The sequence below is a fragment of the Nostoc sp. genome, from assembly GCF_054880495.1.
In genome coordinates, this window is record NZ_JBTYKD010000376.1 from 1 (window position 1) to 24,964 (window position 24,964).

The window sequence follows — 24,964 nt, forward strand, 5'->3', positions numbered from 1 at the left end:
AAGCTATGGCTGACGCTGTAAATTATATTACCGAAGATGATGCCTTCGGTTGGTTCAACCACTGTGGTCTATTTACCTGAAAATTGCTGTAACTCATTATTCCTTAGCAATGGCAACAGAAGTTCCATCCTTTGAAAAAGTGGTTGAGCAAATTCAAGATTTAATTAAAAATGAACAGGAATCTATCAATGCTCGATTAAACAGTTTAGTTGCTGTTGCCAGTTTATTTCAAGAAAGATGCAATATCCATATCAAACATCATCCCAAGGAACCAGAAGTTGAGGAAATAATCCCTGTTGTAGATAACTCATTTACACCATCTATTCCAGAGGAAGGAAAAAAAGAATATTCTGCGGAAATTCATAATGGAAAAACATTAGATAAATTACTATTGAAAATTATTCAAGATCTAAAAATAAAGTCTCCCCAAACTCAATTATCTGTGTCTAAGTTAGGTTCAGAGTTACAGAAAATAACCGGCAAATCTCCTAGTTCAATTGTCAAAAAATTAAAGTTAGGTTCTAGTTTTACCAAATATTTAGAATCATCTCCCACATTTACATTAAAAGCAAGTGGCAAGGAATATGAGGTAACAGCGCTACTCTCCAAGTAAATACTTTTTCGATCTCTACGTACAACCTGAGGCGATAATTCAGTATTATCTAAAAAGATATAAAGAAATGTAAATAATTCGATGCAAGATAAAGTTGTTGTTCTTGTTGGTGCTACAGGTGGTATTGGTTCAGCCTTAACACACAAACTTGCGCCTACCGGAGTCCGGTTGGTACTGGCTGCCAGAGATGCGGTTCGTTTAACAACACTGGCAGCTGATTTACCAGGGCAAGTTTTGAGCGTTCCCACCGATATTACTGACCCCCAACAGGTAGATACTTTGATAGAAAAGACCGTCGCTGAGTTTGGTCAAATTGATATTTTGGTGAATGCAGCTGGTGCTGGTATACTCAAGCCTTACAACAGCCTGGAACCTGCTGATTTAGACAAAATGCTAGATGTGAACTTAAAAGGCAGCTTTTACACCACTCAGGCGGCGGCTGAAGAGATGCAAAAGCGCAAGTCTGGTCACATCTGTAATGTGGTAGGAATTCTGGGCAAGCATTCGATGGCGATGGCAGCAGCTTATTCTGCTTCTAAATTTGGTGTTGTCGGTTTCAGCAAGTGCATGGCAGAGGAACTCAAGCGTTTTGGTATCAAGTTCACGCTATTCTACTTTGGTGGGGTAGATTCTCCTTTTTGGGATAACGTCAACTTAAAAGTAGACCGAAAAAAAATGCTCAGTCCTGAAACTGCTGCCAATGCAATTTTCTTTGCCCTTTCTGCCGAACCGCAAGCTGTGCCAATGGAAATTAATATTCAACCTGATAGTCATCTGTTATTTTAAAGTGGGAGTACGCCTAGATAATTCTTGCTTAGGAAAGACGTGAAAATCTAGCAAAAAAGCCAAAATTTACAGATATATAAACTGTTATGCTGGATTTTCAGTATCTATGAAAATTGATCACGTTCATTTCTATGTAGAAGATGCCAAAGTATGGCGGGATTGGTTTGTACACCATCTTGGTTTTCAAGCAGTAGCCGATCGCATCAGTTCATTTCATACTTGTACAGAAGTGGTGGAAAGTGGTGCTGTCTGCTTTTTTGTGTCTTCACCACTGTTACCTACAAGTCCAGTCGCTGAGTTTCTGCGTCAATATCCCCCTGGTGTGGCAGATGTCGCTTTTGCTGTTGAAGATGTCGAAGGCGCGATCGCACTAGCTCAACTGCACGGTGCTACAATCCTACAACCCATCCAGGAACGGCAGGTGGGTACGGCATTACTCAAGTGTGGCAAAATTGCCGCCTGGGGTGGACTGACTCATACTTTGATCGAAAAGTCATTTGTAACTAACACAAATGACAACGGACAAATCACAAATGACAACACTTTTACCGCGATAGATCACATAGTCCTGAACGTGGCAGTTGGTGAATTAGAGCGTGCTGTTGCTTGGTATAAAAATATCCTAGATTTTCAACCCCAGCAAGCATTTAAAATTAAAACCGATCGCTCTGCTTTACACAGCCAGGTGATGGTTTCGCGCAACGGCAGCGTCCAATTGCCAATTAATGAACCGGCTTCCAGCAATTCCCAAATTCAGGAATTTCTTGATGTCAACCGGGGGCCAGGAATTCAACATATTGCTTTGCGGACGACTAATCTTGTAAGTGCGATCGCTCAATTTCGTGCCAGTGGTTTATCCTTACTCTCAGTTCCCCAAACCTACTACTCGCAATTAAAACAGCGTCCGGGACTGAGCTTATCACCTCTAGAACTAGAAGCGATCACTCAACAAGAAATTCTGGTTGACTGGCAAGAATATACTCCTTTAGAGGGAGGAAATACCGCGCCATTGTTACTACAAATTTTTACCCAGCCAATATTTGAACAGCCGACATTTTTCTTTGAGTTTATTGAGCGCCGATTCCAAGCTAAAGGTTTTGGCGAAGGTAACTTTCGCGCCTTATTTGAAGCTATTGAAAGCGAACAAATCAAACGTGGTACCCTGCAATGATGCCTGAGTACAAAATATCAATTGAAATTCGGACAGGCTCCAAACAAGTTGATTTTATAGACCAGCAACTTCAGGAATTTAATGTAAGTAAGATTGGAGATTACCAATATACGCAACTGTTTCTATTGCTTCGTGAGTGAGGCTGCCATATATGCCGTTATGACTCGTATTATGCTATGTGGTCTAGTCCTCTAAAGATTTACTTTATAAATGGTCTCTAATGGTAAAGAATTTAAAGTTATTGGAGAAGAGACAAATTAATGGCCAGACTTGATTTGTGGGCTGAAATTATCCCTGGAGTTTCCGCAGCAGGATTTAGTATTGGACAACATCTTTCATCAATCCCCGATCTTAGAGAACCTATCCTTACAGAACGCTACGCGAACGTGGGTTAAGAACCCTTGATTTTGTATTAGTCTACGGAGGTGGACTTTGTTTGTGTAGCCGCGAATTCCATTTGCCAAGGCTTAAGTTGACAGCAATGAGCATTGCTGTGCGCCTACAGCATGGTCTATTTACGATCGCAGGATAATTAAGAAAAGCCTGAAATAACCTATTTTAGTTAATGCACATCACGATGCATTTGTACAGTGCGTAAGTCCTAACTTCGTGATTCACAAGAAAATAACCATCACTTCTAACTCTACCACGATACCTCTAATATAAAGCCGTCCTTAAAGCAGGGGGTTTTAAACCCATTTTTCTGATAAATTAGATATAGAAGGCGAAAACTAGACTAAAAAACATGAAAGTCAAGTCTCGTGATAGACGTAATTATATTGCTATTGTAGAAGCTACTAGTCACCCACACCCACGTAAGTATTTTATAGCTTTTCTTAGAGAGTCTAGAAGTGAGGTAGTATTTTACTCTAGCCAAAGCAATGTAAAGGCAAAAAGAACCAATAAAAAATTTGACAAAATTAAAGCCAAATTTTCTACAGAAGCGTTCTTAGACTTAATTGACAAAGATATTGCTCATAGCTCTAGTTTGATTGAACCTCTCACTGAAGATTTGTATCATCGTGCAGAAGCTCTTACCAAAGGTATGACAGTTGATTTTAATGAGGAGCTGCCAGAGGACTTTATTTTTGCATGAATGTTAATGGGTGGACATTAAAAGCTCACCCCGCTTTCAGTGAATATTTTAAAAAACTGATTGTGACTGTTGAGCAGCTTGAAGAGAGTAATCCTGAAACATATCAATCTCACCCATCTACAAAGCTCCTTAACATTATTAAGGAGCTTGTTTATAATCATATTCCTAGAGACCCTACAGCAAAAGAGTTCAGACAGGGGAAAAAGCTAGGGGTAGATAGAAAGCATTGGTTTCGAGCAAAATTTTATCAACGGTTCCGTTTATTTTTTCGTTATAGTAGTACTGATAAAATAATTATTTACGCTTGGGTAAACGACGAAAAAACGCTAAGAAAAGAAGGATCGAAAACAGATCCTTATCAGAAATTTACAAAAATGCTTGATAAGGGAAACCCTCCAAATTCATGGAGCGAACTTTTAAAAGCTTCTTTAGATATAGACAATTTAAACACAGAAGATTTAAATATAGAAACAATATCTGAAGATTCTGAGACTTTAATTTAAGAGGTTAAAAATACCTTTAATAAATCTAAAGTGTTAATTTTTTAAACGTTTATTGAGCGCCGTTTCCAAGCTAAAGGTTTTGCCGAAGATAACTTTCGCGCCTTATATGAAGCTATTGAAAGCGAATAAATCAAACGCGATACCCTGCAATAAAATGCTGATGTAGCAGTTCTCAAACTGGTGAGGTACTGGAAGAATTCAAATAAGTATCCATACACAGCACGCAGCATACTTATTTAACGGGAGTATTCGATGATTAATTTCTCATTCCAGACTGATGAAGACACTGTGCGCTTATTTCAAATAGTTATCTGGTGTCTCAAAAAATACTTTTGTCATACAGGTAATTCAGTAGTAGAAGCTATAAATAGGTACTATGAAAAAAATCTAAAAATACATGACGATGATTTTTACCACCATGAAACGGTATTCAGAGTAGCAGTAAGAATTCATTACTTTGAAGTTTTGAAGGGAGAAGCGAATAAATTTCATGACTGGATAAGAGAATCTGAATTATAATTATTCTCCTAGAGAAGCGATTGATTACTTTAATACCTTTTACTTTTACAAAAAAATGCCTAGCTAAACTTAATAGTGCAGATTGTTCATATAAAAATAGCTAAATATCTGAGATAATCTTAATAAAAATTAACATTTTTCGCCGATGCTAAGACTGATTACTGACTTCGACGGCCCGATTATTGATGTTTCCGAGCGGTACTACCATGTTTATCAATTCTGCTTAGAGAAAACCCGTCGCCCAAACCAACTGGTGCAAGAACTTCCCAAAGGAGAATTTTGGCAGTTAAAGCGATCGCGCGTTCCTGAAAAACAAATCGCCTTAAATTCTGGGTTAGACGAAACCCAAGCCCAAGAATTTGCCCAGTTACGGCGGCAAACTGTGCATACAGAAGCTTATTTCAACTATGACATTCTCGCGCCTGGTGCTGTGGATGCGCTGTTAAAAATTCAACAAGCTGGAATTGATTTGGCAGTTATGACTATGCGCCGAGTTCGAGAACTAGATTATGCCTTTAAAAAATACGATTTAGGGAGGTTTTTCCCGGAAAATCGTTGTTATTGCCTGAGTAACGACTATATTAAAACTCGTGATATTGAAGATAAGCCCTTGTTGATGGCTAGGGCATTAAAAGAACTGCCCCCGGCTACTGATACCTGGATGGTGGGAGATACCGAAGCCGACATCACCGCAGCTAAAAATTATGGTATTAAGGTAATGGCTGTCGAATCTGGCATCCGCGATCGCATCCAATTAGAACTTTACCATCCCGACTTAATCATTAAGGATTTGGGCGCTGCTGTAGATTTACTCCTAAAACCTATGTAGCTGGAATAGATTAGACTTCTTGCATAAATCAAAAAAAGAACCCCGCCCCACCTTTGACTTACGCCAAATTCTCCCCTAAGAGCAGGGGCTGGGAATGGGGCGTTAGGGACTTTTGCAATAGATTGAATTAATCGGCATTCAGGTTGCAAATTAAAGCAGGAGTCAGAATAGTTATTCTGACTCCTGACTCTCTTATATAAATCACGTCTTCTTTATAGAAACTTGCTTACGGGTAGTGATTTAGCGTAGAAAACTACTAACCAACCACAACAATATAAACGTCACTACCGTAGAAAACTGATTCGTTTCCAGAGTAATAAATGATATTTGTGATAAGAACCAGCTAGCGACTAGTCCCCCAGCGATTAAGCCAATTATTAAACTGCCCAGGGTGAATAAAACTGCTCGGCCAAATTTGCCTTCCTTGCGATTGAGAAAGTAAATACTGGTGCCTATCCCAACCACCAATGCTAACTGCAAAACCTGATCGCCTCCCTCTGGATAAAACAGACTAATAGAACTCAAACCAAGAAACCAGGCTCCTGGTAAGAATATATCCGCAGGCGTTGGCTGATCCAGCATCCGTTGCAGCCATGCAGGTGACTGCTCACGAGGGGTTGGACTTTCCTTAGGAGACGATTGCACTCGCAACTCTGGAAACCGGATACGCTCAGGAACTTTAATTTTACCTTCCTGGCGCATCCGTAAGCGATCCATTAAAATCGCATCGTAAGCCGCTTCAATTACTTCTAAATGCTTGGCATCGCCACTATGTTGCTCGAATAGGCGATTACGTGCATCCTGAATCTCATCGAAACTAGCCTCTTCTGATACCCCAAGTTTTTCGTAGGGATTTTGATCGCTCATGGGAGTTTGTTACTTCAGCCTCAGTCAGCGGCAATCTTTTGTCTAAGGAAAAACAGCTTTAGGTTTTATTTTGATCGAAACTAAAGTTTCGGTCTATTTTATGCCCTAACAGGATAGTAGCACGGGTTAGTTTGCTTGAACTTTGTAATTTCAACTATAGTCACTTTAACATATCGCCATAACTCCGTGTATATCCTCATGTCGTTGCCCAGTTCTGGCTCTAATCTAGAATTTGAACGGAAAATACCTAAAACACATAGTTTTGATGAAAAAATCAAGTTTACTGTTTCAGATTTGGCAACTTACTGTGCCGTAACAAAGTTTTTTAATTATACTGAATAATCGCTTGTGGTATATATCCGCATATCGATTTAAAATTGAAACGTTTTCAGTTACCACCTAACTTGGGATCAAAAAGGTGTCTTGGTGTCAAGAATTGTTGCGGGTAAAGTCAGAGCGCCTATATACTGTGGCTAACACAAATTTAGCGTTCTCATCGCCCACAATCCTGATTAGAGTATTTATTTTTGAATAATCAGGATTCTTATACTGTAGCCATATAGATTCTTAGTTAGTCCCAAAGTGGCAACTGCGTTTTTACGTAACCCTCTTGTTAATCTTACGAATTTTTGTGCAAAGTAATGGTCATGGCTCCTGCCAAGATTCTTGTAGTTGACGACGACCCTGCGGTTCGGAATTTAATCCAACGCTTTTTGATAAAGCAGAACTATCAGGTGGAGGCTGCCGAAGATGGAAAGACAGCCTTAGCTCTATTTGAGCAGTTTAACCCTGATTTGGTGATTTTAGATGTGAATCTACCAGATGTAACTGGGTTTAACCTCTGCCAAGAGATGCAAAGTCGTAATGGTGTTTTTGTTTTGATGTTGACTAGCCGTGCTGACGAAGCTGACAAAATTCGTGGCTTTTCTAAAGGTGCTGACGACTATCTCACCAAGCCTTTTGGGTTGGGAGAGCTAGAAGTCAGAGTTGGAGCGATTTTGAGGCGTCAGCGAGTGATAACTACGGCCGAGCAGAAACGCTTGGTATTTGAAAAACTTATGATTGATCCGGTGCGACGGGAGGTAGCACTTAATAACCAACCAGTACTCTTAACTGCTCTGGAATTTGACTTATTGCATTTTTTAGCCAGTCATCCAGGCCGAGTTTGGCGGCGTGCAGAACTAATTCAAGAGGTGTGGGACTATGAATATGTCGGCGACCAGCGGGTTGTAGATGTACATATCGGTCAAATTCGCAAGAAGATTGAAATTGATGCTAGTCAGCCAGCATTAATTCAAACTGTACGCGGGGTAGGGTATAAATTTGAATCTGCTAGTTACGTTACTCCCAGCGCTTAGAAACCAAGTCCTGAGTTTACAGTCTAGAGTTTTTTAACTCTTGACTATAAACTTTTGGGGGAGCAATTAGTAAATTTATTTAGCTTTAGTAAAAGACAAATTTAGATAATCAAAATAGGTCGATATTCCTCAAATACAGACTAGGTAATTATTTGAGATATAGATTTATCCCTTTAAGACAGTGGACAAGGAAAAGAGTCCATTGGAAAATATTTCTTTGCTTGCTACCGTTTTGGTAGATATAGCGGTGCTTCAGGTGGAGTTCGTAGGGACGCATAGCTGTCTTACCATCCGAACGTGTTTGTATCCAAAAGAAAACCGCTATATAACAAATACTAATAGTCCGCTATCAATTGCATGGAATACAGACCAATCATAAAGGCACAGCAATGCTCATTGGTGTCAACTTAAGCTATCTGTTGACTTCCACGCCCGCCCAGAAATGAATTTCAGAAACTCATAGCTAAAGTCTACTTCAGTAGACTAAAGATTTTTCAGATTATCTTAGTAGACATCACCGTAAAAGGGGTTCTGAAATATTCAGATTTGATGTTGGGTTTCACTACGTTCTACCCAACCTACGAATGATTAAATTGCATACCCTTTTTGTGGTGTTCTGTACTTAGTCATCTTTAGATGACTTGAGCTATTAGCAAGAAACTTCAGTTCCTTGTAGGACATGAGTTTTACGTTAAGTTGACACACATAAACAATGCTTTGTGCCTACCATGTGTTGTATCCAAACCAGAGCTGCTATATATTCAAGTCTTGCCACAATTCTAAATCTTGCACTATTACCAACTAGTTTTAGCAACAAGAGAAAATATTGGAAGCTTCTTAAGGATCAGAATCTACTGATCTTTTTTTGTTGTAATATTGCCCCCAGATGGCCGATCGCTATTGGGTGAAAATCCCATTGATGGGACACGGTAAACCGTGCCCATATTAGGGGATGATCCAGAATAACGCCTTTCATACCAGTACCTATGGGGTGTCTAGTAGATTAGCTATTGTGGGTGAATCGATGCTGGGGATTTCTACTGAGGAGTGGTGAAACAAAGTTTCCAGATAGACTCGGGCAGCACGGCGATCGCTATCTCCATTTTGGAGTAAAAATAATGATAACGCCGCCGTTAACACTCTCTTTTCATCCCAATCAGGATGAGTCTCTAAGTAGTTTTTTAAGGATTCGTGGAGTGTTTCGGGAATTTCTGTAAAGATGCTAACCGTTGCTTTCATGAGATTTTCCTCCTATGAGGATAATCAAGAGGGACAAGTTGCTTGCGGTGAAGCGGCAATTAAGCTACCTCACACAATCTTTTATTAGACCGACAATCAACGCCCACATCTGGTGGTAATATATTTTACACATTTGATGCCAACAGTTGAACGGACTATAAAGGCAAGCCGAATCATTGTGCGCCAAGAGGGGGTGGGTTTGTCAATGCTGCGAAATGTTAAAAACGATGGTATAAAAAATAAATACGAACGTAATAATCAGCTTTAGAGCCGAATTTTCGTTACTTTACTTTATAAAAACTCAGTCTTTTAAGTTACTTGTCACTGTTAATTAACAATCCCCAGTCAGACGGCAAGAAGCCCATTAGCTCGTTCAACACCTGTGGAAAAGTGCAAAAATCCCTGTGGAAACCCTGTGGAATGAGTGAGGAAAATAGCAGCCAATGATAAGAATTACAAAAATGTCACAAAACTATGACATTTAACCTGATGAAATTAGCTTCTCAATCTCAGTTATCATCATGCCTGCCCTCGATACATCCCCAGGTGTGGATTTTCGCAGTTGGTAGATTCTTCTCGGAAGTTGGCACCGGCTTTACCCTGTTTTACGCCCCGATCTTTTTTGTCAATCAAGTTGGTTTATCTGCAACCAGCGTTGGGGTAGCCTTAGGTAGCGCCTCGATTTCCGGCATTGTAGGGCGGATTGTCGGTGGTTCTTTGGCTGATTCTGGACACTGGGGACGGCGCCGCACTTTGTTGCTAGCGACGGCGATTTCAGCAAGTGGTTCTCTAGTTTTAGCTGCAACCAATAATTTTACTATTTTGGTAATTGGGAGCTTGATTAGCGGTTTAGGGATAGGTTTTTATTGGCCGGCGGCTGAAGCTGTTGTTGCTGATGCCAGTGAGATTGATAATCGCCGCGAAACTTTTGCGATCGCCCGATTAGCAGATAATCTGGGGTTAGCGATCGGAATTGTCCTTACTGGGTTTTTGATCACGATAATTGGGAGTTATCGATGGCTATTTGTCATTGATGCCATCTCTTTTATGGTATTTTTTGGGGTTATCTATGTGGGAATTAGTGAAACTGAACAACAGATAGGGGAATCTGAAAAGACAGAACATTTTGCTTCTTGGATGGCAGTATTAAGCGATCGCCGTTTCCTGGTCTACATAGCAGTTAATATATTCTTTACAATCTATATTTCTCAAATCCACAGCACCCTGCCGCTCTACTTCAAAAACTTTGTCTTTGTAGAAACTACCAGCGAAGGATTTGCTCAAACTACGATTAGCGGGCTATTTGCTTGGCATCTGGTGCTAGGTATAATTTGTCAATTGCCTATCACCAACGCCTTAAAACGCTGTTCTCACACACTCGCGCTCACTGTCTCCGCCATTCTTTGGGCAATTGGTTTTGGACTGATTTGGGTAAGCGGCACTGCCCCATCTTATAATCTCGTTTGGGTAACATTGGCATTGGGAGTATTTGCTGTGGCGATTGTTTCTTATACCCCATCTGCTGCTTCTTTAGTGACTGAATTAGCCCCGGAAAATCAACGCGGCGTTTATTTCTCCATCAATGCTGTGTGCTGGGCTGTTGGCTCTTTTATTGGTCATCCCTTGGGTGGATGGGCATTAGATCAACCGCGAATTATTATTGATAGTTTATGGCTAGGCTTTTCTTTAAGTGTGATTATTGTGGTGGTAATTTTACAGTATCTCAATCGAGTTTTGGCTGAGTAACATACTCCGCAAGGTAAGATGACTTGTTTTCCGCTCTATTGGCGACGTTCTTGCAACTTGCGATACACCGATTTCAAATCAACTTGATGGTGAGCTAAGGCAACCAAAGTATGATATAATAAATCAGCCACTTCACCTGCGATCGCATCTGCTTCATCATCCTTAAAGGCCATCACGACTTCAGCAGTTTCCTCACCGATCTTTTTCAAAATTTTGTTATCGCCAGCTGCAAATAGTTTACAGGTGTAGGAGTCTTCAGTAGGATTGTCGCGGCGATCGCATATTATTTGAAACAATTGTGACAATGTATCCCCTGGTGGTGGGGCAATTTTCCCTTCTATTTGGTGAAAGCAACTGCGTTCTCCAGTATGGCAGGCAACATCTCCTAATTGCTCTACCCCGATGAGCAGTGCATCACTATCACAGTCATAACGGATACTTTGCACTTTTTGAATATGTCCAGAAGTCGCGCCCTTGTGCCACAATTCCTGCCGGGAACGGCTCCAAAACCAAGTTTCTTCAGTTTCTAAAGTTTTTTGTAACGACTCCTGATTCATCCACGCCATCATCAGGACAGTACCATCCAAATAATCTTGGACAATTGCAGGTACTAGACCCCGTTCATCGTAGCGAATTTCCTCAACAGGGATGGTGTAATACAGTGAGCGCGAATCGTTAGAAGACATACCAGCTATTTTGCTCTAATGAGAATAATTCATGGATTCACGATACCATTCTGAATAGAGCAGCTGGGATGTTTTTTTAAATTGAACTATCTTATCTAGCTCTCAACAAGAGCATTCCGTTCCATAGCAGACTGCATCTTTACAGCACTCAAGGCGACTTTGTGAGCTTTTGAGGCTTCACCATACCAATGGATTGCCGAGTTAAAAGCTGCTCGGTAAAGATCCTGGTATGCTTCAGATAATCGAGTTTGAATATCTAAAGGCAAGTCTTGATTCGACTTGTATAACATATTGTTATTTTTTTGATATTGTTATTTTTTTGGTTCAGCTAATTCTATAGGATAGAAATTCTCAGCAGCGTTTGACCCTATCCTAAGATAGAGCTTTTTATTGCCCACTGTTTTATTGCCCACTGTTAGGAGAGAACTTTGGTAAATACCACAATTAAAACAACAAAATCACAAGAAGTCTTCGCCGCTGCTCAAAACCTCATGCCAGGAGGAGTCAGTTCTCCAGTTCGTGCCTTTAAATCTGTGGGTGGACAACCCATCGTTTTTGATCGTGTTAGAGGCGCATATATTTGGGATGTAGATGGCAATCAATACATCGACTATGTAGGCACCTGGGGTCCAGCTATTTGCGGTCATGCTCATCCAGAAGTAATTGCAGCCTTGCATGAAGCTTTAGAAAAAGGCACCAGTTTTGGCGCTCCCTCAGTCCTAGAAAATGTTTTGGCAGAAATGGTCATCGATGCCGTTCCTAGCATCGAAATAGTGAGATTTGTCAACTCGGGAACTGAAGCCTGTATGGGAGTTTTACGGCTGATGCGGGCTTTCACCAACCGAGACAAAATCATCAAGTTTGAAGGCTGCTACCACGGACACGCCGATGCGTTTCTCGTAAAGGCAGGTTCTGGAGTTGCTACACTTGGTTTGCCAGACTCGCCGGGAGTTCCTAAATCGGCAACTAGCACCACTCTAACCGCGCCTTTCAATGACTTGGAAGCCGTTAAAGCCTTGTTTGAAGAAAACCGCGACGAGATTGCTGGCGTGATTCTGGAGCCAGTTGTCGGCAATGCTGGATTTATTCCACCTGATGCTGGCTTCTTAGAAGGATTACGGGAACTGACTCACGAGTATGGGGCGTTATTAGTATTTGATGAAGTGATGACAGGCTTTCGCATTGCTTACGGTGGCGCTCAGGAAAAATTTGGGGTCACTCCCGATTTAACAACCTTGGGCAAAGTTATTGGTGGTGGTTTGCCAGTGGGAGCTTATGGCGGTCGTCGGGATATTATGTCAATGGTTGCGCCCGCCGGTCCGGTATATCAAGCTGGAACTCTTTCTGGTAATCCCTTGGCGATGACTGCTGGGATTAAGACTTTAGAATTGCTGCAAAAGCCAGGTACTTACGAGTATCTTGAGCGGATTACTAAAAAGTTAGCAGATGGTTTACTGCAAATAGCCAAAGAAAATGCTCATGCGGTTTGCGGCGGTCAAATCAGTGCGATGTTCGGCTTATTCTTTACCTCTGGCCCAGTTCATAACTATGAAGATGCGAAAAAGTCTGATACAGCCAAATTTGGACGCTTCCATCGTGGGATGTTAGAGCATGGTGTTTACTTAGCACCTTCTCAGTTTGAAGCTGGATTTACGTCTTTTGCTCACACCGAAGAGGATATTGAGCAGACTTTAGCAGTAGCACGGGATGTAATGTCTAGCATATAACCAAAAGAGTGCTGACTACTCAGTAAAGACAACACCTACAGCGTTGCTCACTGGGAATTATATTATTCCTTGTGTGCGATCGCCAGAAGTCGGAGTGTCAGGTTGCGATCATCGGAACTTCGGTCGTTGATATTCTCTCTCGCTGCCTAAGCATTCTAGAAAAAGGGTTAGGCAGTGAGAGCTATATCGCAATCTGAACTTCGGTAACTCAGCACTACTCAACAGCCATAGCCAGTGTGACTACAGCCTTTGATAGTTTTGTGACCTTCAGCACAGCCTTGAGAGCAATAGTATTTGTTGTCCTTTTTAATAGCATCCTCAACTGAAACGATACACAGGCAAGTTGAACAGGCGCATTTCATTTGGGTTACGGTTGTCATAACTTTCTGCATTTTCTGTTGAGATTACTCTAAATAATAATGCGGATCTGTCCTGTGACGTCATCACTCAAGGAAGGTCACATCTTCGTCATAATTTTGCAATAGCTTCGTCAATCGGATATGCAATATTTAACCTACATTAAGTATATTAATCTTAATAACCCAGGATTGCATTGCCTTTTACAGTTATCAAAATTCCCCTCATATCCCATAGTCTACAAAAATTAACGCGCAAGAAATCTCTCACCTTTATGGTGAGGATTTTGCTTATAGATATTAGATTATCCATAGGGTAAGGCATTTTTTTAGAGTCAAGGTTGGAGCTAACTTTAAAAAGTAGACCAATCATGGTGTAGCTTGCATGGGAAAGTTTACAAAAGTGTTAGGAGTTACGCAAAACTAAACACTGTAGGGGCAATTCATGTAGCTTTAGGTGACGGCAGGGTATTGCCCCTACCTGAAAATAAGGGTTTCGGCTATTTGCGTAACTCATGAGTGTAAAAAACTACCCGAAGTATTAGGATTGGGAAAAAAAGATGGTTCGACCCTTGAAGGAGCTATGAAGTGCAGGACAATAAGTCATTTTTTGGTCTGCAAAAAAGATTAATTACGTTGCTTGTCTTGAGTGCCAGTTTGAGTGTAAGCACGATGATGCTTATCAAGTCAAGCTCCTCTGAGGCTCAAGGTAGAGAGAATATAAATGTAAACAATCTATCACCCAAAGTTGGAACTGAGCAGCAGATTGAAGAACTAAAAGCGGCAATGCTTAAAAGTTGGCAGCAAGAAGCACAAACAAAGGGTCTCTCCTATGCTGTGCCACTAGGCTTTCAAGGGGCAATAGTTGAGTCGGCAAAACTCACTCCCGAACAGAAAGTAATTGCTCTCACCTTTGATGATGGTCCCTGGCCTGATAGTACCGCGCAAGTACTGGATATTCTCAAACAAAATCAGATAAAAGGCACATTTTTCCTGATTGGGCAGAACGTGAAGAATTATCCCAGCTTAGTAAAGCGGGAGATTGCCGAAGGCCACGTAATTGGCAACCATACTTGGCATCATTGGTATCAATTCTTGAATCCACAAGCAGCTGCCTATGAAATTGACCACACAGCAGACCTGATTTATCATGTCACAGGGATTAAAACAAATCTGTTTCGACCACCAGGGGGAATCATGCACAATGGGGTGGCTGGTTACGCTAGAAATAGCAAATATGCGATTATTCTCTGGTCATCTGACTCTGTAGACTACTCGCGTCCTGCTGTACCAAAATTAATTAATAATGTGTTCAGGAAGGCCAAACCAGGTGGGATTGTGCTGATGCATGATGGTGGTGGTAATCGCTCTAAAACTGTGCAAGCTTTACCAGAAATTATTGCTACCTTTCGGAAACAGGGCTATAGCTTTGTTACTATCCCGGAACTTTTAGAAATGCAAGATAAAGATCAAAAGCTGATTGTAAACAAAAAATAATTGTTATTTCGATGGAATGCAGCGGCTCTATCAATCGCCACTCGGCAACTAAAAACAAGTTGAATTTTTCTGGTAATTTCGAGGTTTCTTTAGCTAAACTCAATTAATAATCAGGTCTACCACTCAGGAAAATTATGAATAAAATTGTCATGGCTTTGCTTTGCGGCTCTAGCTTTTTTGTCTTGACGCTCCTAACTGTCAATCCAGCTTTTGCGAAAGAGCTTTCTCCCCAAGATTTAAACCCTCCCGAGTTTAACTTGGTACAGACGCAGACAGTTAATATATCTGTAACTAAAAAATCCCCGGAATTTCCATCAATCAAATCTACTCAATCACTTGAAGAGCTTGCTATACAGAAGTTTGGCTGTGACTGCCCTACCTGTCAAGCTCGTGTAAGTCAGATGGTATTACAAGGAGTTTGCCTCAGCTTAAATAAAACTGGTGTCTGAGATTAGATTACGACAGATATTGATATTGAAAATTTTTATGGCGATTTATAGTTTTTTCGTCTAAGCTCAACTTAAAGATCAAGTCTACTACTGGTGTAAATCATGAATAAAATTGTAATGGCTTTGCTTTGTGGCTCAAGCTTTTTGGCTTTAACATTACTAACTGTCAATCCAGCTTTTGCTAAGAAGCTTTCTCCCCAAGATTTAGCCAATCCTACTTTAACATCCACTGACACACAAACACTTGCTGCACCTGTTTCCCAAGAATATCCCCAATACCCATCAATAGGTGCGAATGAAAGAGTTAAACAGCTTGCGATGCAGATGTTTGGCTGTGCCTGCGCCAGCTGTCAAGCTAAGGCAAGTCAGATGATATTACAAGGTAGTCTGCCTATACCTCAGTGATTTAGATTAGAGACTCAGCCAATTGTAGTCACTTCCTCTTTTGAGGTTTTAAATGGCTAAGAACCTAGCCGAACCAGCAAAGCCTCAATAAAAGGGAGAGGAATGGAAGTTAGGTTTTCCATATCCGCTGAAAAGTCAGTTAGCGGAGTCAGCAATTCAACTCACTGTTTCTACAAAAAAACCGTCCAAAATTAACATCTGAACGGGATTTTTACGTATTAATACTTTATGTTAACCTAGTTCTATTTCCGGTTGTACTGATACATAAAAACTACAAGTCTGGAGGTAAAATCACCTGATCAATTGCGTGGATTACACCGTTAGTGCCTGTGATATCTGCCTGTGTCACTTTTGCATCATTGACAGTTACACCGGTAGCAGGATCAACTTTAACGTTGATTGTGCCGCCTTCAAGGCTTTTAACTTCGCCAGACTTCAAATCACTGGACAATACCTTACCAGGTACTACATGGTAAGTTAAGATTTTGATCAATACTTCTTTGTTAGCTGGTTTTAACAATTCTTGCAAAGCATCTGGTGGCAATTTAGCAAAAGCTGCATTAGTGGGTGCAAAAATAGTTAAGTTATCTTTACCCTGCAAAGTTCCGGTCAATCCTGCTGCTTTCAAAGCCTTAGTTAAGGTGGTAAAAGAAGCGTTTGACTCTGCCAACGCTAACAAGTTTTTGCCTTGATTGTCACTTGCCCCTGGACCTGGTGGAGTTGGAGTCGGTGTCTCCGTAGATGGTACTTGTGTTGGCGATGTGCTGGGTTGAGCTTCCGGGATAGTGCGTGGGGTACGGCGTGCAGGTTCACTAGGTGTAACATTACCACCACGGTTATAGGGAGGCTCGTTAAAAATACTTGGTTTGGGATTTAGCGTTCCACCACTATTCTGTGCTACTTCTTGGCGTTTGGTATTGCCCTTTTCGATTTCGGAAGCAGCCTCAGCAGGTGTGTATTGACCGTTTGCTTGAAGGCTTTGTCCCTGGTTATAGGGGGCTTCGTTGAAAATACTGGGGTTAGGATTTAGTGCCTCTTTTGCATCAGATGGTAAAGTAATGAGAACGCTAAAACTAGTAAATCCCGCTATGCCTGCTAAGGCGGTCAGTAATTTGCTGTAATTTGTCTTCATAAATTTTGTTTGTTTTTTTGTCCACACATTACATAAAGATTTATAACATTTTGCTATGCACAAAATCTAACCGAGAGGGAAGTAAGATTTTTTATCAGCAGATTTTGTGCTGATGATGCAAAATATTCAACTTTGGCTTACGCTTACAAGTATGAAATATATCTAGCATACATTTTATCTAAATTGAGCAAATTTTCTTGCTCACACCAAAAAGAGTTAATAAAGTCTCAGTTGGTCTAGCATCAACTCTAAGAAAGTGGGAAAATCTGACATCTACAAGTTATGAGTTACAAGAATTTTTGAGAAAGATTCTACTTTAAGACTTACGCAAAACTACACGCGGTAGTGGCAATTCATGTAGCTTTAGCTGACCACCGGGTATTGCCCCTACCTAAAAAGCATTCTTTTCAGGTACTGTTTAATCTTGCTAAAAATCAGTTAAACCCTAAGGTTAATTAAATAGACAACTAAGCAACTAATGTGAATAAAAATTACTTTAACTAAAGATACAATTGTAAAGTTAAGAATTTGACCAGTTACAAGGTATACACGATGATTGAATTATACCAATGGGAACTATCTCAATACTCAGAGAAAGTGCGCCTAATTCTAGATTTTAAAGGACTAGATTACCGCAAAATAGAGGTTACGCCTGGGATTGGACAGGTAGAACTGTTCCGGCTGACTGGTCAAAAACAAGTCCCAGTATTAAAGGATCGGAATAGATATATTGCGGATTCTACGGAAATAGCTAAGTATTTAGACTTAGAGTATCCCGATCGCCCCATAATACCGCAAGATCCCAAAAAACGGGGTTTAACTTTATTAATAGAAGAATGGGCGGATGAATCTATAGGCATCAAAGGTCGCAAAGCACTATTTGCGGCAATAAGTCAAGATCAAAATTTCCGCAAGTCTTTATTACCCACCTCAACACCAGATATATTTAAAAGTCTGGTTGAAGGAGTACCTAGTGACTTCCTGACACTGTTGGGTTTTGGGGTAGGTTATAGCCCAGATGTGATTCAGTCTGCGATCGCCTCCTTAAAACAAGACTTGGAAGCTTTAACATTGTTACTGGCAGATAGCCCTTATTTAACAGGAGATGAGCCGACTTTAGCTGACTTGGCAGTGGCGGGTTTATCGATATTGCTCAAGTTCCCCTCTGGTTCCTATCTGGATTTACCAGCTTCTATTAGAGGTAAAGGATTGCCAATCTTTACAGAGAATATAGATTATGCACCATTCTTCACCTGGCGCGATCGCCTTTACACCCAATTCCGCAAACCATTAATTATGACCACTCCATCAACAGGGAGTGCGCCAACTTCGATTCAAATTGATTAGGTAATGGGTAATAGGGCATTGGGCACTTGTACTGACTTGTACTGAGCGAAGCCGTTGGCGCAGCCTCTCGTAGAGAAGTATTGGGCATTGGGCATTAATTATCATTCCTAACTCCTAACTCCTAACAAATTCGCAACTTTTGCCCTATGCAATTACAATTCAACATAAGAGATAGCACCAACAATGATGTAACTAATTAGATGAATTCGGCACAGCCATTAGGTTCGGTAATTCAAGGTTCTCTAACTGAAGGTTTAGAAGTACGATTGCATCCTGACATTTCTGTGGAAGATATGCGGGTGGGTAAGTTCCTCGTTGTCCAAGGGATGCGCTCGCGTTTTTTTTGTATGCTGACAGATGTAGCATTAGGTGCTGCTAATGCCCGAATTACTGCTAATCCCCCCAATTGGGAAGACACTTTTTTACGAGATGTTTTAGCCGGAAGTGGTACTTATGGTACTATCAACCTCGCGCCGATGTTGATGTTTACTCCCGAATCTGAAGAATCTTTCTCTCCAACAAATGGCAAATCAGCAAATCCTTTCCTCCCATCGATGACAGGTTTGGCTTCATTTGTGCCACAAACTAGCACGACGATGGAATTGTTACCTGTTAAAACTATTCCTAGCCACTTTAGTCAAGTTTACGATGCAAGTGTTGACGATTTTCGCCGCGTATTTGGCTGGGAAGATGACCCCCAAAGGCGCAATTTTTCCATCGGCAAACCTTTAGATATGGATGTGCCCGTTTGCATCGATTTAAATCGCTTTGTGGAACGGAGTAATGGGATTTTTGGGAAATCTGGTACTGGTAAATCCTTTCTAACACGGCTAATTTTAGCTGGCGTTATCCGTAAAAATGCGGCAGTAAATTTGATTTTTGATATGCACTCTGAGTATGGCTGGGAAGCTGTTGCAGAAGGTAAAAACGTCAGTACTGTTAAGGGTTTAAAGCAACTTTTTCCTAGTAAGGTGGAAGTTTACACCCTCGACCCAGAATCGACAAAGCGTCGGGGTGTGCGTGATGCTCAAGAACTCTATCTGAGTTACGAGCAAATAGAAGTTGAAGATATTAAGTTATGTAGTCGAGATTTAGGACTCTCTGATGCAGCCTTAGATAACGCCAATATTTTATATAGCGAGTTTGGCAAGTCTTGGATTGTCCAATTGCTGAATATGACTAACGAAGAAATTGAGATGTTCTGCGACGAGAAGCGCGGACATAAAGGCTCGATTATGGCATTGCAGCGCAAACTATTGCGGATGGATAGCTTGAAGTATATGCGAGCGGTTTGCCCCCAGAATTACATTAGTAAAATTGTCCAGTGCCTGGAATCTGGGAAGAATGTTGTGATCGAATTTGGTTCCCAGTCTAATATGCTCTCTTATATGTTGGTGACAAATATGATCACCCGACGTATTCACGAGCATTACGTCAAAAAAGCCGATAAATTTTTACAGAGCAAAAATCCTTGCGATCGCCCCACGCCATTAATGATTACCATTGAAGAGGCGCACCGTTTCCTTGACCCAGGAGTGGTACAAAGTACTATCTTTGGGACTATTGCCCGTGAACTGCGGAAATATTTTGTCACACTTTTGGTAGTTGATCAACGTCCATCAGGCATAGATAATGAAGTTATGTCCCAGATTGGGACTCGCATTACCGCTTTGCTGAATGATGAAAAAGACATTGACGCGATTTTCACGGGTGTATCTGGTGGTAGTGGACTGCGATCGGTGTTGGCAAAGTTAGACTCGAAGCAACAAGCTTTAATATTGGGTCACGCCGTTCCGATGCCAGTAGTAGTGCGTACTCGTCCTTACGATGCAACTTTTTACGAAGAAATTGGTGAGCCAGCCTGGGAAGAAAAACCTGACGCAGAAGTATTCGCTGCAGCTGAACTAGCCAAAGCTGACCTGGGATTCTAGATAGTTATTTGTCATTAGTCGTTGGTCATTTGTCCTTGGTTAAATGATGAGTCCTAACCAATGTCCAATACTTCTCTTCTTAGGCTACGCCAACGACAACGCTACTTCGACCCTTCTCTACGAGACGCTACGCGTAGCTTGCAACTCCTGTGGAGTAAGGCAAAGCTCAGGGCAACGCGTCGCTCAGTACAAATCAGTACAAGTGCCCAATGCCCAATTCGTGACATCCCTCCATCGTCACAGCAAATTAAGTTCGGTTATCCCGCTAGGTTTTAGCAACAGAAGAGGGGCTTTTCGCGTCAACATAGATGTAGTAAGTAATTTCAAGGAAGTTTAATTTTTTTTCTCAAATGACCGCTTTTGAATTATAATTATAAGCTTTATCTGAAGATACTTTACTATCTGCCTGATTTATCGTATTATAAAGCTAAGTGGAACTCATACCGACTTCGGATTTACCAAATGCTATCAGTAACTGCCCAAAAGAAGAATTCTCAAAAACAACCAGTGTGATTATAAAAGATTGAAAATTTAGGGAAGCTAGGGGAACCGATCATTAGGGGTTTACGTCTTAACAACAGCTGTATCAATTGATAATTGCTTTTAGTATATCGCGATATTTTCTGATAGATGTACTACTTTATCCCAATCGATTTTAGCAAGAAAATATACATTGTGTTTACGGAGTAGAGGATAACGCACCAATGCCTACTGTCAACACCCAAACGGAAAACCTCAACACCAAATTCACGGTTGATATGGTGCGAACCTATCTGCGGGAAATTGGTCGTGTGCCACTGCTAACCCGCGAACAAGAAATTGTCTTTGGGAAGCAGGTGCAACAAATGATGACGCTGATCGACGCCAAGGAGGCTTTGGCGAAGAAACTGCAACGCGAGCCGAATATGTCAGAGTGGGCTGACAAAGTTGAACAATCTGAAACCGAGGTTCAACAAACGGTGACGCAAGGTAAGCGGGCAAAGCAAAAAATGATCGAAGCGAATTTGCGCTTGGTGGTTGCTATTGCCAAGAAGTACCAAAAGCGGAATATGGAGTTTCTGGATTTAATTCAGGAAGGAACACTAGGATTAGAGCGGGGTGTGGAGAAATTTGACCCAACCAGGGGTTATAAGTTTTCAACCTATGCTTACTGGTGGATTCGGCAAGCGATTACCCGCGCGATCGCCCAACAAGGTCGTACTATCCGCTTACCGATCCATATTACCGAGAAACTGAACAAAATCAAAAAAGTGCAGCGCGAGTTGGCTCAAACTTTGGGGCGATCGCCGACTCCAGCCGAAATTGCCAAAGAACTGGAACTAGAACCTGCTCAGATCCGCGAGTATTTGAATATGGCGCGTCAACCAGTGTCTTTGGATGTGCGAGTTGGTGAGAACCAGGATACTGAGTTGCAAGAAATGCTCGAAGATGATGGACCATCACCAGAGTATTACACCAACCAGGAATTCTTACGCCAAGATTTGAACAACCTACTAGCAGAACTAACCCCGCAACAGCGAGAAGTTGTAGCCTTACGCTTTGGTTTAGAAGATGGTAATGAAATGTCATTGGCGAAAGTGGGTGAGAGATTAAGTCTCAGCCGTGAACGCGTCCGTCAGTTAGAGCATCAAGCTTTGGCTCATCTGCGTCGCCGTCGTGCCAATGTCCAAGAATACGTTGCTAGCTAATAAAACCAGAGACGCGGAATTTCGCGTCTCTACACTATTTTGGTAATGCGCCTCCTGAATTCAGGAGGCGATTTTTTTCTGCTGAAAACCAGGAAAAATATAGCGTTTCTCGTTTGTATGCAATAGACTTTGACCTCTCTCCTAAAAGGAGAGAGGCTTTGAATATTACTTCCCAATGCTAGTAGGGAAGGGGCTGTTCTTGTTAGGTCTGTATTGCACTCAACTGAGAAGCGCTGTAAGTTAAATAAAAACTTTATTTTTTGACAGTTTTATTTTTTGGACAATAGTAATATTAAGTCGTTAACAGAGTCTTTGACAATTAAGACTTGGTTATAGTTTAAGTAAGTTATAGAGAACTTAGTTAGTTTTTTAACAGGAGAAGTAGGGTGCTTAACAACCTTCATCAATTATTATCTCCCCGTCAGTGGGGAATTTCCCTCGCCGGGTTAGGCTTACTTCTCGGTTTGGGCTTTATAGGCAAGCAAACTCAAGTAGTATCATTTACAAATTCTCGATTATCATCGCCTCAAATTGAGAAAAGCTCCGAACCCTCTCTTCTGTCGCAGCTAAGAAGAGTTCGAGACCAGAGAAGTCAACTTAATGCCGCTTCTGGAGATAGAGAGCTTTTTGGCCATAAGATCGGAAAAACACAAACTACAACCACCGCGCTGGTTCCAGGTTCTCAGGGAGCGACAAAAGGCGCGGGAGTTTTACCAGAAACGAATTTTCCTGAAAAAGATGGGGTTTATCTCTATGGTCAATCCCCAAAACCAAACCAGCTTGGTCAAGCTTACATCATATTTCAAAAGCAGCAGGAGAAGGTAACAGGTGTATTGTATATGCCGCAATCAGAGTTTAATTGTTTTCAGGGTACACTCAACCCATCAGGAGAGTTGGCGATGACGGTTAATGGTTCAGCAAATGAAGCTAGTTCTAATCAGTCGAATCAGGTAGCCACAAGCAGTAGATTGCCTAAAGTCGGTGAAGACGAATCAAGCAGTTATGCTTACTCGGTGGCTCTGCAAGACTTTTACCGATTAAATTCTATCACTGCTAGCGATCGCCGCACATTGCAAATGTGCAAATAATCTCCAATACTAATCTACACAAAGCTAGTCAAATATAAATAAATTCAAAGTCTTGATGATGAATGATGAATTTTTGACTGTTTTCATAAATCGTCATTTATCATTATCTAATCTATTGCCTGAAGTGCCCTGACGATAAATCTGTATGTATCAGGGTTTGTGTAAAATGGTATTAAAGTTTGCTGTTCCAAATGAATTACGCTTGGATGATAAAATCAGATGCCGTGAGATTTGGCGCACCAGTTAGAGTCGCAAACAAACCGCCACTCCCGAAACCAGGCGCACTGCCATTTTCGTTGTAGAACAATTGCCCACTCACAGGGTTGTAGACAATTTTCGCTGTGCTGGCTTGGCCTAAATTAGTGACTTGAAAATCACTCTTCTTACTGAAACCATTTCCCGCAACAGAGGCGATCGCGCTAAAGGTAGTCTTATCCAGTACAATTTTATCAGCTTCAGAACTGTTGAAGTCACTAATCGTATCTACACCAATAGCAGCGCCGTTAAAAGCAGCACTGGTGTTGTAAAGGAATCTGTCAGCACCCGCACCACCAGTGAGTACGTCATTACCAGCACCGCCAACCAGAGTATCATTACCCGTACCACCGATGAGGGTATCATTACCAGTATCACCCCGCAGCAAATCATTGCCACCCTTACCGTCGATGATGTCATCACCTCCCTGACCATTAATCACATCATTGGAGTCGTAAAAACTCGTGATGTTATTGTTAAGGTCATTTAGGAAAGTCACAGTGTTCTTGTTAAACAAATTAGTTTGAGTGGAGTTGGCATCGAAGACATCAAAACTGTCAGCGATGCTGGTCTGTCCATCAAACAGGATATTGCCGATAGGTGGTCTCTTATACGATGCGGGTAAATTATCCAAGTTTTCTAGTTGAAAGTTTTGCAGGATGACTTTGGTGTTGCTTGTATCTTCAAAAGTGACTTCTAGATTCTTGCCATTTTGAGTTAATTGCAGATTTTTAGCAGTCAATCCCGAACCTGTAAAATCCAAGGTATCCACCTCGGCAATTACCGGCGGTGAAGGTTTTGTGCCAATGCCGACGCCGGCAAAGTCGGTGATGGTGTCGATGCCATCGCCAGGGTGGAAGATAAATTTATCTTGACCACCATTACCAGTGAGCTTGTCGTTACCAGCTTTGCCATCGATGATGTTGTTGCCAATTGTGCCTACAAGAGTATCTATACCAGCACTTCCCGTCAGGTTAATAATTGTGCTGCCACTAGCTACATTCTTCCCCCCAAACAGCACGTAGCTCTGCCCTGATTTGGTGCCGGCATCTGGTGCCCCGATAATCAGGTCGTCAAAACCGTCGCCGTTGATGTCTCCCGCACTGCTCACAGAGGTGCCTGATTCGTCTTTTGCATTGATGCCGTTGATGGCAAAGCCGTTAGTGTCGTTGAGGGTGGAGAGGTTGAGTTGGGCACCAAAACCGGACTTGCTGCCAAACACCACGTAGCTCTGCCCAGAATAGGCACCGTTGGGGGAGGCATTTGGTGCCCCGATAATCAGGTCAGCGATGCCGTCGCCGTTGATGTCTCCCGCATTGCTGACAGAGGAGCCTGAGCAGTCATTTACATTGATGCCGTTGATGGCAAAGCCGTTAGTGCCGTTGAGGGTGGAGACGTTGACGCTGGCATCAAAACCCCCCTTGCTGCCAAACACCACGTAGCTCTGCCCTGATCTATCGCCGTTGGGGGAGGCACTATATGCCCCGATAATGAGGTCAGCGATGCCGTCGCTGTTGATGTCTCCCGCACTGCTGACAGAGAAGCCTAATAAGTTATATTCATTACTACTGATGGTGTTGATGGCAAAGCCGTTAGTGCCGTTGAGGGTGGAGAGGTTGAATTGGGCACCAAAACCGGACTTACTGCCAAACACCACGTAGCCCTGCTCTGAAAGC

Annotated in this window: 24 protein-coding genes and 1 pseudogene; 18 read left to right on the top strand and 7 right to left on the bottom strand. The window is 41.7% G+C overall.

Annotated features, from left to right (window positions below; all coding sequences use genetic code 11):
- The first annotated feature begins 109 nt into the window (after window positions 1-109).
- From ACYTXL_RS31690 to ACYTXL_RS31720, 7 genes are all read left to right on the top strand, one after another.
- The gene (locus tag ACYTXL_RS31690; RefSeq protein WP_461928068.1) at window positions 110-613 is read left to right on the top strand and encodes a hypothetical protein; all 504 of its coding nucleotides are present in this window, start codon (window positions 110-112) and stop codon (window positions 611-613) included.
- Between the two features lie 81 nt (window positions 614-694).
- On the top strand, window positions 695-1,399 hold the full coding sequence (locus ACYTXL_RS31695) for an SDR family oxidoreductase (RefSeq protein WP_461928069.1): 705 nt from the start codon (window positions 695-697) through the stop codon (window positions 1,397-1,399).
- A gap of 106 nt (window positions 1,400-1,505) precedes the next feature.
- Window positions 1,506-2,570 (top strand): 4-hydroxyphenylpyruvate dioxygenase, encoded by a 1,065-nt coding sequence (gene hppD, locus ACYTXL_RS31700; protein WP_461928070.1) that lies wholly within the window; start codon window positions 1,506-1,508, stop codon window positions 2,568-2,570.
- Between the two features lie 260 nt (window positions 2,571-2,830).
- Complete coding sequence (locus ACYTXL_RS31705) at window positions 2,831-2,965, top strand: hypothetical protein (protein WP_461928071.1); 135 nt, start codon at window positions 2,831-2,833, stop codon at window positions 2,963-2,965.
- Between the two features lie 350 nt (window positions 2,966-3,315).
- Entirely contained in the window at window positions 3,316-3,666 is a 351-nt protein-coding gene (locus tag ACYTXL_RS31710; RefSeq protein WP_461928072.1) for an AbrB/MazE/SpoVT family DNA-binding domain-containing protein, read from the top strand.
- Window positions 3,663-4,169: a type II toxin-antitoxin system YhaV family toxin gene (locus ACYTXL_RS31715; protein ID WP_461928073.1), complete on the top strand. Its 507-nt coding sequence runs from the start codon at window positions 3,663-3,665 to the stop codon at window positions 4,167-4,169. Before ACYTXL_RS31710 ends, ACYTXL_RS31715 begins: the two co-directional genes overlap by 4 nt.
- Before the next feature lie 664 nt (window positions 4,170-4,833).
- Complete coding sequence (locus tag ACYTXL_RS31720; RefSeq protein ID WP_461928074.1) at window positions 4,834-5,517, top strand: HAD family hydrolase; 684 nt, start codon at window positions 4,834-4,836, stop codon at window positions 5,515-5,517.
- 240 nt (window positions 5,518-5,757) lie between these two features.
- Here ACYTXL_RS31720 and ACYTXL_RS31725 read toward each other — a convergent pair whose 3' ends face one another.
- The gene (locus ACYTXL_RS31725) at window positions 5,758-6,384 is read right to left on the bottom strand and encodes a CPP1-like family protein (RefSeq protein WP_461928075.1); all 627 of its coding nucleotides are present in this window, start codon (window positions 6,382-6,384) and stop codon (window positions 5,758-5,760) included.
- A 647-nt stretch (window positions 6,385-7,031) separates the two neighbouring features.
- On the opposite strand from ACYTXL_RS31725, the gene ACYTXL_RS31730 reads away from it, so the two are divergent.
- Complete coding sequence (locus tag ACYTXL_RS31730; RefSeq protein ID WP_292797381.1) at window positions 7,032-7,742, top strand: response regulator transcription factor; 711 nt, start codon at window positions 7,032-7,034, stop codon at window positions 7,740-7,742.
- A 1,047-nt stretch (window positions 7,743-8,789) separates the two neighbouring features.
- Here the strand turns inward: ACYTXL_RS31730 and ACYTXL_RS31735 are convergent.
- Window positions 8,790-8,981 (bottom strand): annotated as a pseudogene (locus tag ACYTXL_RS31735) (DUF2811 domain-containing protein); the annotation flags it as partial.
- A gap of 489 nt (window positions 8,982-9,470) precedes the next feature.
- Here ACYTXL_RS31735 and ACYTXL_RS31740 point away from each other — a divergent pair.
- Complete coding sequence (locus tag ACYTXL_RS31740; RefSeq protein ID WP_461928076.1) at window positions 9,471-10,727, top strand: MDR family MFS transporter; 1,257 nt, start codon at window positions 9,471-9,473, stop codon at window positions 10,725-10,727.
- Window positions 10,728-10,762: 35 nt separating this feature from the next.
- On the opposite strand, the gene hisIE is transcribed toward ACYTXL_RS31740, so the two are convergent.
- Window positions 10,763-11,413, bottom strand: a complete 651-nt coding sequence (hisIE, locus tag ACYTXL_RS31745) for a bifunctional phosphoribosyl-AMP cyclohydrolase/phosphoribosyl-ATP diphosphatase HisIE (protein WP_461928077.1) — start codon at window positions 11,411-11,413, stop codon at window positions 10,763-10,765.
- Window positions 11,414-11,508: 95 nt separating this feature from the next.
- Complete coding sequence (locus tag ACYTXL_RS31750; RefSeq protein WP_292797388.1) at window positions 11,509-11,703, bottom strand: ChaB family protein; 195 nt, start codon at window positions 11,701-11,703, stop codon at window positions 11,509-11,511.
- Window positions 11,704-11,841: 138 nt separating this feature from the next.
- Between ACYTXL_RS31750 and hemL the strand changes: the two genes are divergently transcribed.
- The gene (gene hemL / locus ACYTXL_RS31755; RefSeq protein WP_461928078.1) at window positions 11,842-13,140 is read left to right on the top strand and encodes a glutamate-1-semialdehyde 2,1-aminomutase; all 1,299 of its coding nucleotides are present in this window, start codon (window positions 11,842-11,844) and stop codon (window positions 13,138-13,140) included.
- 218 nt (window positions 13,141-13,358) lie between these two features.
- Here the strand turns inward: hemL and ACYTXL_RS31760 are convergent, their stop codons facing one another.
- Window positions 13,359-13,532, bottom strand: a complete 174-nt coding sequence (locus tag ACYTXL_RS31760) for a metallothionein (RefSeq protein WP_461928079.1) — start codon at window positions 13,530-13,532, stop codon at window positions 13,359-13,361.
- Between the two features lie 552 nt (window positions 13,533-14,084).
- Here ACYTXL_RS31760 and ACYTXL_RS31765 point away from each other — a divergent pair.
- From ACYTXL_RS31765 to ACYTXL_RS31775, 3 genes are all read left to right on the top strand, one after another.
- A complete protein-coding gene (locus ACYTXL_RS31765) occupies window positions 14,085-14,993 on the top strand; it encodes a polysaccharide deacetylase family protein (protein WP_461928080.1) in 909 nt (302 codons plus the stop codon).
- Between the two features lie 134 nt (window positions 14,994-15,127).
- Window positions 15,128-15,442: a hypothetical protein gene (locus ACYTXL_RS31770; protein ID WP_461928081.1), complete on the top strand. Its 315-nt coding sequence runs from the start codon at window positions 15,128-15,130 to the stop codon at window positions 15,440-15,442.
- A gap of 102 nt (window positions 15,443-15,544) precedes the next feature.
- Complete coding sequence (locus tag ACYTXL_RS31775) at window positions 15,545-15,847, top strand: hypothetical protein (protein ID WP_461928082.1); 303 nt, start codon at window positions 15,545-15,547, stop codon at window positions 15,845-15,847.
- Between the two features lie 271 nt (window positions 15,848-16,118).
- On the opposite strand, the gene ACYTXL_RS31780 is transcribed toward ACYTXL_RS31775, so the two are convergent.
- Window positions 16,119-16,979, bottom strand: a complete 861-nt coding sequence (locus ACYTXL_RS31780; protein WP_461928083.1) for a fasciclin domain-containing protein — start codon at window positions 16,977-16,979, stop codon at window positions 16,119-16,121.
- 552 nt (window positions 16,980-17,531) lie between these two features.
- On the opposite strand from ACYTXL_RS31780, the gene ACYTXL_RS31785 reads away from it, so the two are divergent.
- The 5 genes from ACYTXL_RS31785 to ACYTXL_RS31805 all read left to right on the top strand — a co-directional run bounded on the left by ACYTXL_RS31785 (window position 17,532) and on the right by ACYTXL_RS31805 (window position 23,033).
- Window positions 17,532-18,326: a glutathione S-transferase family protein gene (locus ACYTXL_RS31785; protein WP_292797402.1), complete on the top strand. Its 795-nt coding sequence runs from the start codon at window positions 17,532-17,534 to the stop codon at window positions 18,324-18,326.
- A 200-nt stretch (window positions 18,327-18,526) separates the two neighbouring features.
- Window positions 18,527-20,257 carry a helicase HerA domain-containing protein gene (locus tag ACYTXL_RS31790; RefSeq protein ID WP_461928084.1) on the top strand — a complete coding sequence of 577 codons (1,731 nt, stop codon included), beginning with the start codon at window positions 18,527-18,529 and terminating at the stop codon, window positions 20,255-20,257.
- A gap of 60 nt (window positions 20,258-20,317) precedes the next feature.
- Entirely contained in the window at window positions 20,318-20,533 is a 216-nt protein-coding gene (locus ACYTXL_RS31795) for a hypothetical protein (RefSeq protein WP_461928085.1), read from the top strand.
- Between the two features lie 428 nt (window positions 20,534-20,961).
- Window positions 20,962-21,945, top strand: a complete 984-nt coding sequence (locus tag ACYTXL_RS31800) for an RNA polymerase sigma factor, RpoD/SigA family (RefSeq protein WP_461928086.1) — start codon at window positions 20,962-20,964, stop codon at window positions 21,943-21,945.
- Between the two features lie 386 nt (window positions 21,946-22,331).
- Window positions 22,332-23,033 (top strand): hypothetical protein, encoded by a 702-nt coding sequence (locus ACYTXL_RS31805; protein WP_461928087.1) that lies wholly within the window; start codon window positions 22,332-22,334, stop codon window positions 23,031-23,033.
- Between the two features lie 196 nt (window positions 23,034-23,229).
- On the opposite strand, the gene ACYTXL_RS31810 is transcribed toward ACYTXL_RS31805, so the two are convergent.
- Window positions 23,230-24,964 (bottom strand): hypothetical protein (locus tag ACYTXL_RS31810; protein WP_461928088.1); only part of this gene is annotated, 1,735 nt, incomplete at its 5' end.

Bases quoted from the DNA above. Each gene is read 5' to 3' on its own strand.
- ACYTXL_RS31690 (WP_461928068.1), top strand. From the start codon at position 110: ATGGCAACAGAAGTTCCATCCTTTGAAAAAGTGGTTGAGCAAATTCAA.
- ACYTXL_RS31695 (WP_461928069.1), top strand. From the start codon at position 695: ATGCAAGATAAAGTTGTTGTTCTTGTTGGTGCTACAGGTGGTATTGGT.
- hppD (WP_461928070.1), top strand. From the start codon at position 1,506: ATGAAAATTGATCACGTTCATTTCTATGTAGAAGATGCCAAAGTATGG.
- ACYTXL_RS31705 (WP_461928071.1), top strand. From the start codon at position 2,831: ATGGCCAGACTTGATTTGTGGGCTGAAATTATCCCTGGAGTTTCCGCA.
- ACYTXL_RS31710 (WP_461928072.1), top strand. From the start codon at position 3,316: ATGAAAGTCAAGTCTCGTGATAGACGTAATTATATTGCTATTGTAGAA.
- ACYTXL_RS31715 (WP_461928073.1), top strand. From the start codon at position 3,663: ATGAATGTTAATGGGTGGACATTAAAAGCTCACCCCGCTTTCAGTGAA.
- ACYTXL_RS31720 (WP_461928074.1), top strand. From the start codon at position 4,834: ATGCTAAGACTGATTACTGACTTCGACGGCCCGATTATTGATGTTTCC.
- ACYTXL_RS31725 (WP_461928075.1), bottom strand. From the start codon at position 6,384: ATGAGCGATCAAAATCCCTACGAAAAACTTGGGGTATCAGAAGAGGCT.
- ACYTXL_RS31730 (WP_292797381.1), top strand. From the start codon at position 7,032: ATGGCTCCTGCCAAGATTCTTGTAGTTGACGACGACCCTGCGGTTCGG.
- ACYTXL_RS31740 (WP_461928076.1), top strand. From the start codon at position 9,471: ATGAAATTAGCTTCTCAATCTCAGTTATCATCATGCCTGCCCTCGATA.
- hisIE (WP_461928077.1), bottom strand. From the start codon at position 11,413: ATGTCTTCTAACGATTCGCGCTCACTGTATTACACCATCCCTGTTGAG.
- ACYTXL_RS31750 (WP_292797388.1), bottom strand. From the start codon at position 11,703: ATGTTATACAAGTCGAATCAAGACTTGCCTTTAGATATTCAAACTCGA.
- ACYTXL_RS31760 (WP_461928079.1), bottom strand. From the start codon at position 13,532: ATGCAGAAAGTTATGACAACCGTAACCCAAATGAAATGCGCCTGTTCA.
- ACYTXL_RS31770 (WP_461928081.1), top strand. From the start codon at position 15,128: ATGAATAAAATTGTCATGGCTTTGCTTTGCGGCTCTAGCTTTTTTGTC.
- ACYTXL_RS31775 (WP_461928082.1), top strand. From the start codon at position 15,545: ATGAATAAAATTGTAATGGCTTTGCTTTGTGGCTCAAGCTTTTTGGCT.
- ACYTXL_RS31780 (WP_461928083.1), bottom strand. From the start codon at position 16,979: ATGAAGACAAATTACAGCAAATTACTGACCGCCTTAGCAGGCATAGCG.
- ACYTXL_RS31785 (WP_292797402.1), top strand. From the start codon at position 17,532: ATGATTGAATTATACCAATGGGAACTATCTCAATACTCAGAGAAAGTG.
- ACYTXL_RS31790 (WP_461928084.1), top strand. From the start codon at position 18,527: ATGAATTCGGCACAGCCATTAGGTTCGGTAATTCAAGGTTCTCTAACT.
- ACYTXL_RS31795 (WP_461928085.1), top strand. From the start codon at position 20,318: ATGTCCAATACTTCTCTTCTTAGGCTACGCCAACGACAACGCTACTTC.
- ACYTXL_RS31800 (WP_461928086.1), top strand. From the start codon at position 20,962: ATGCCTACTGTCAACACCCAAACGGAAAACCTCAACACCAAATTCACG.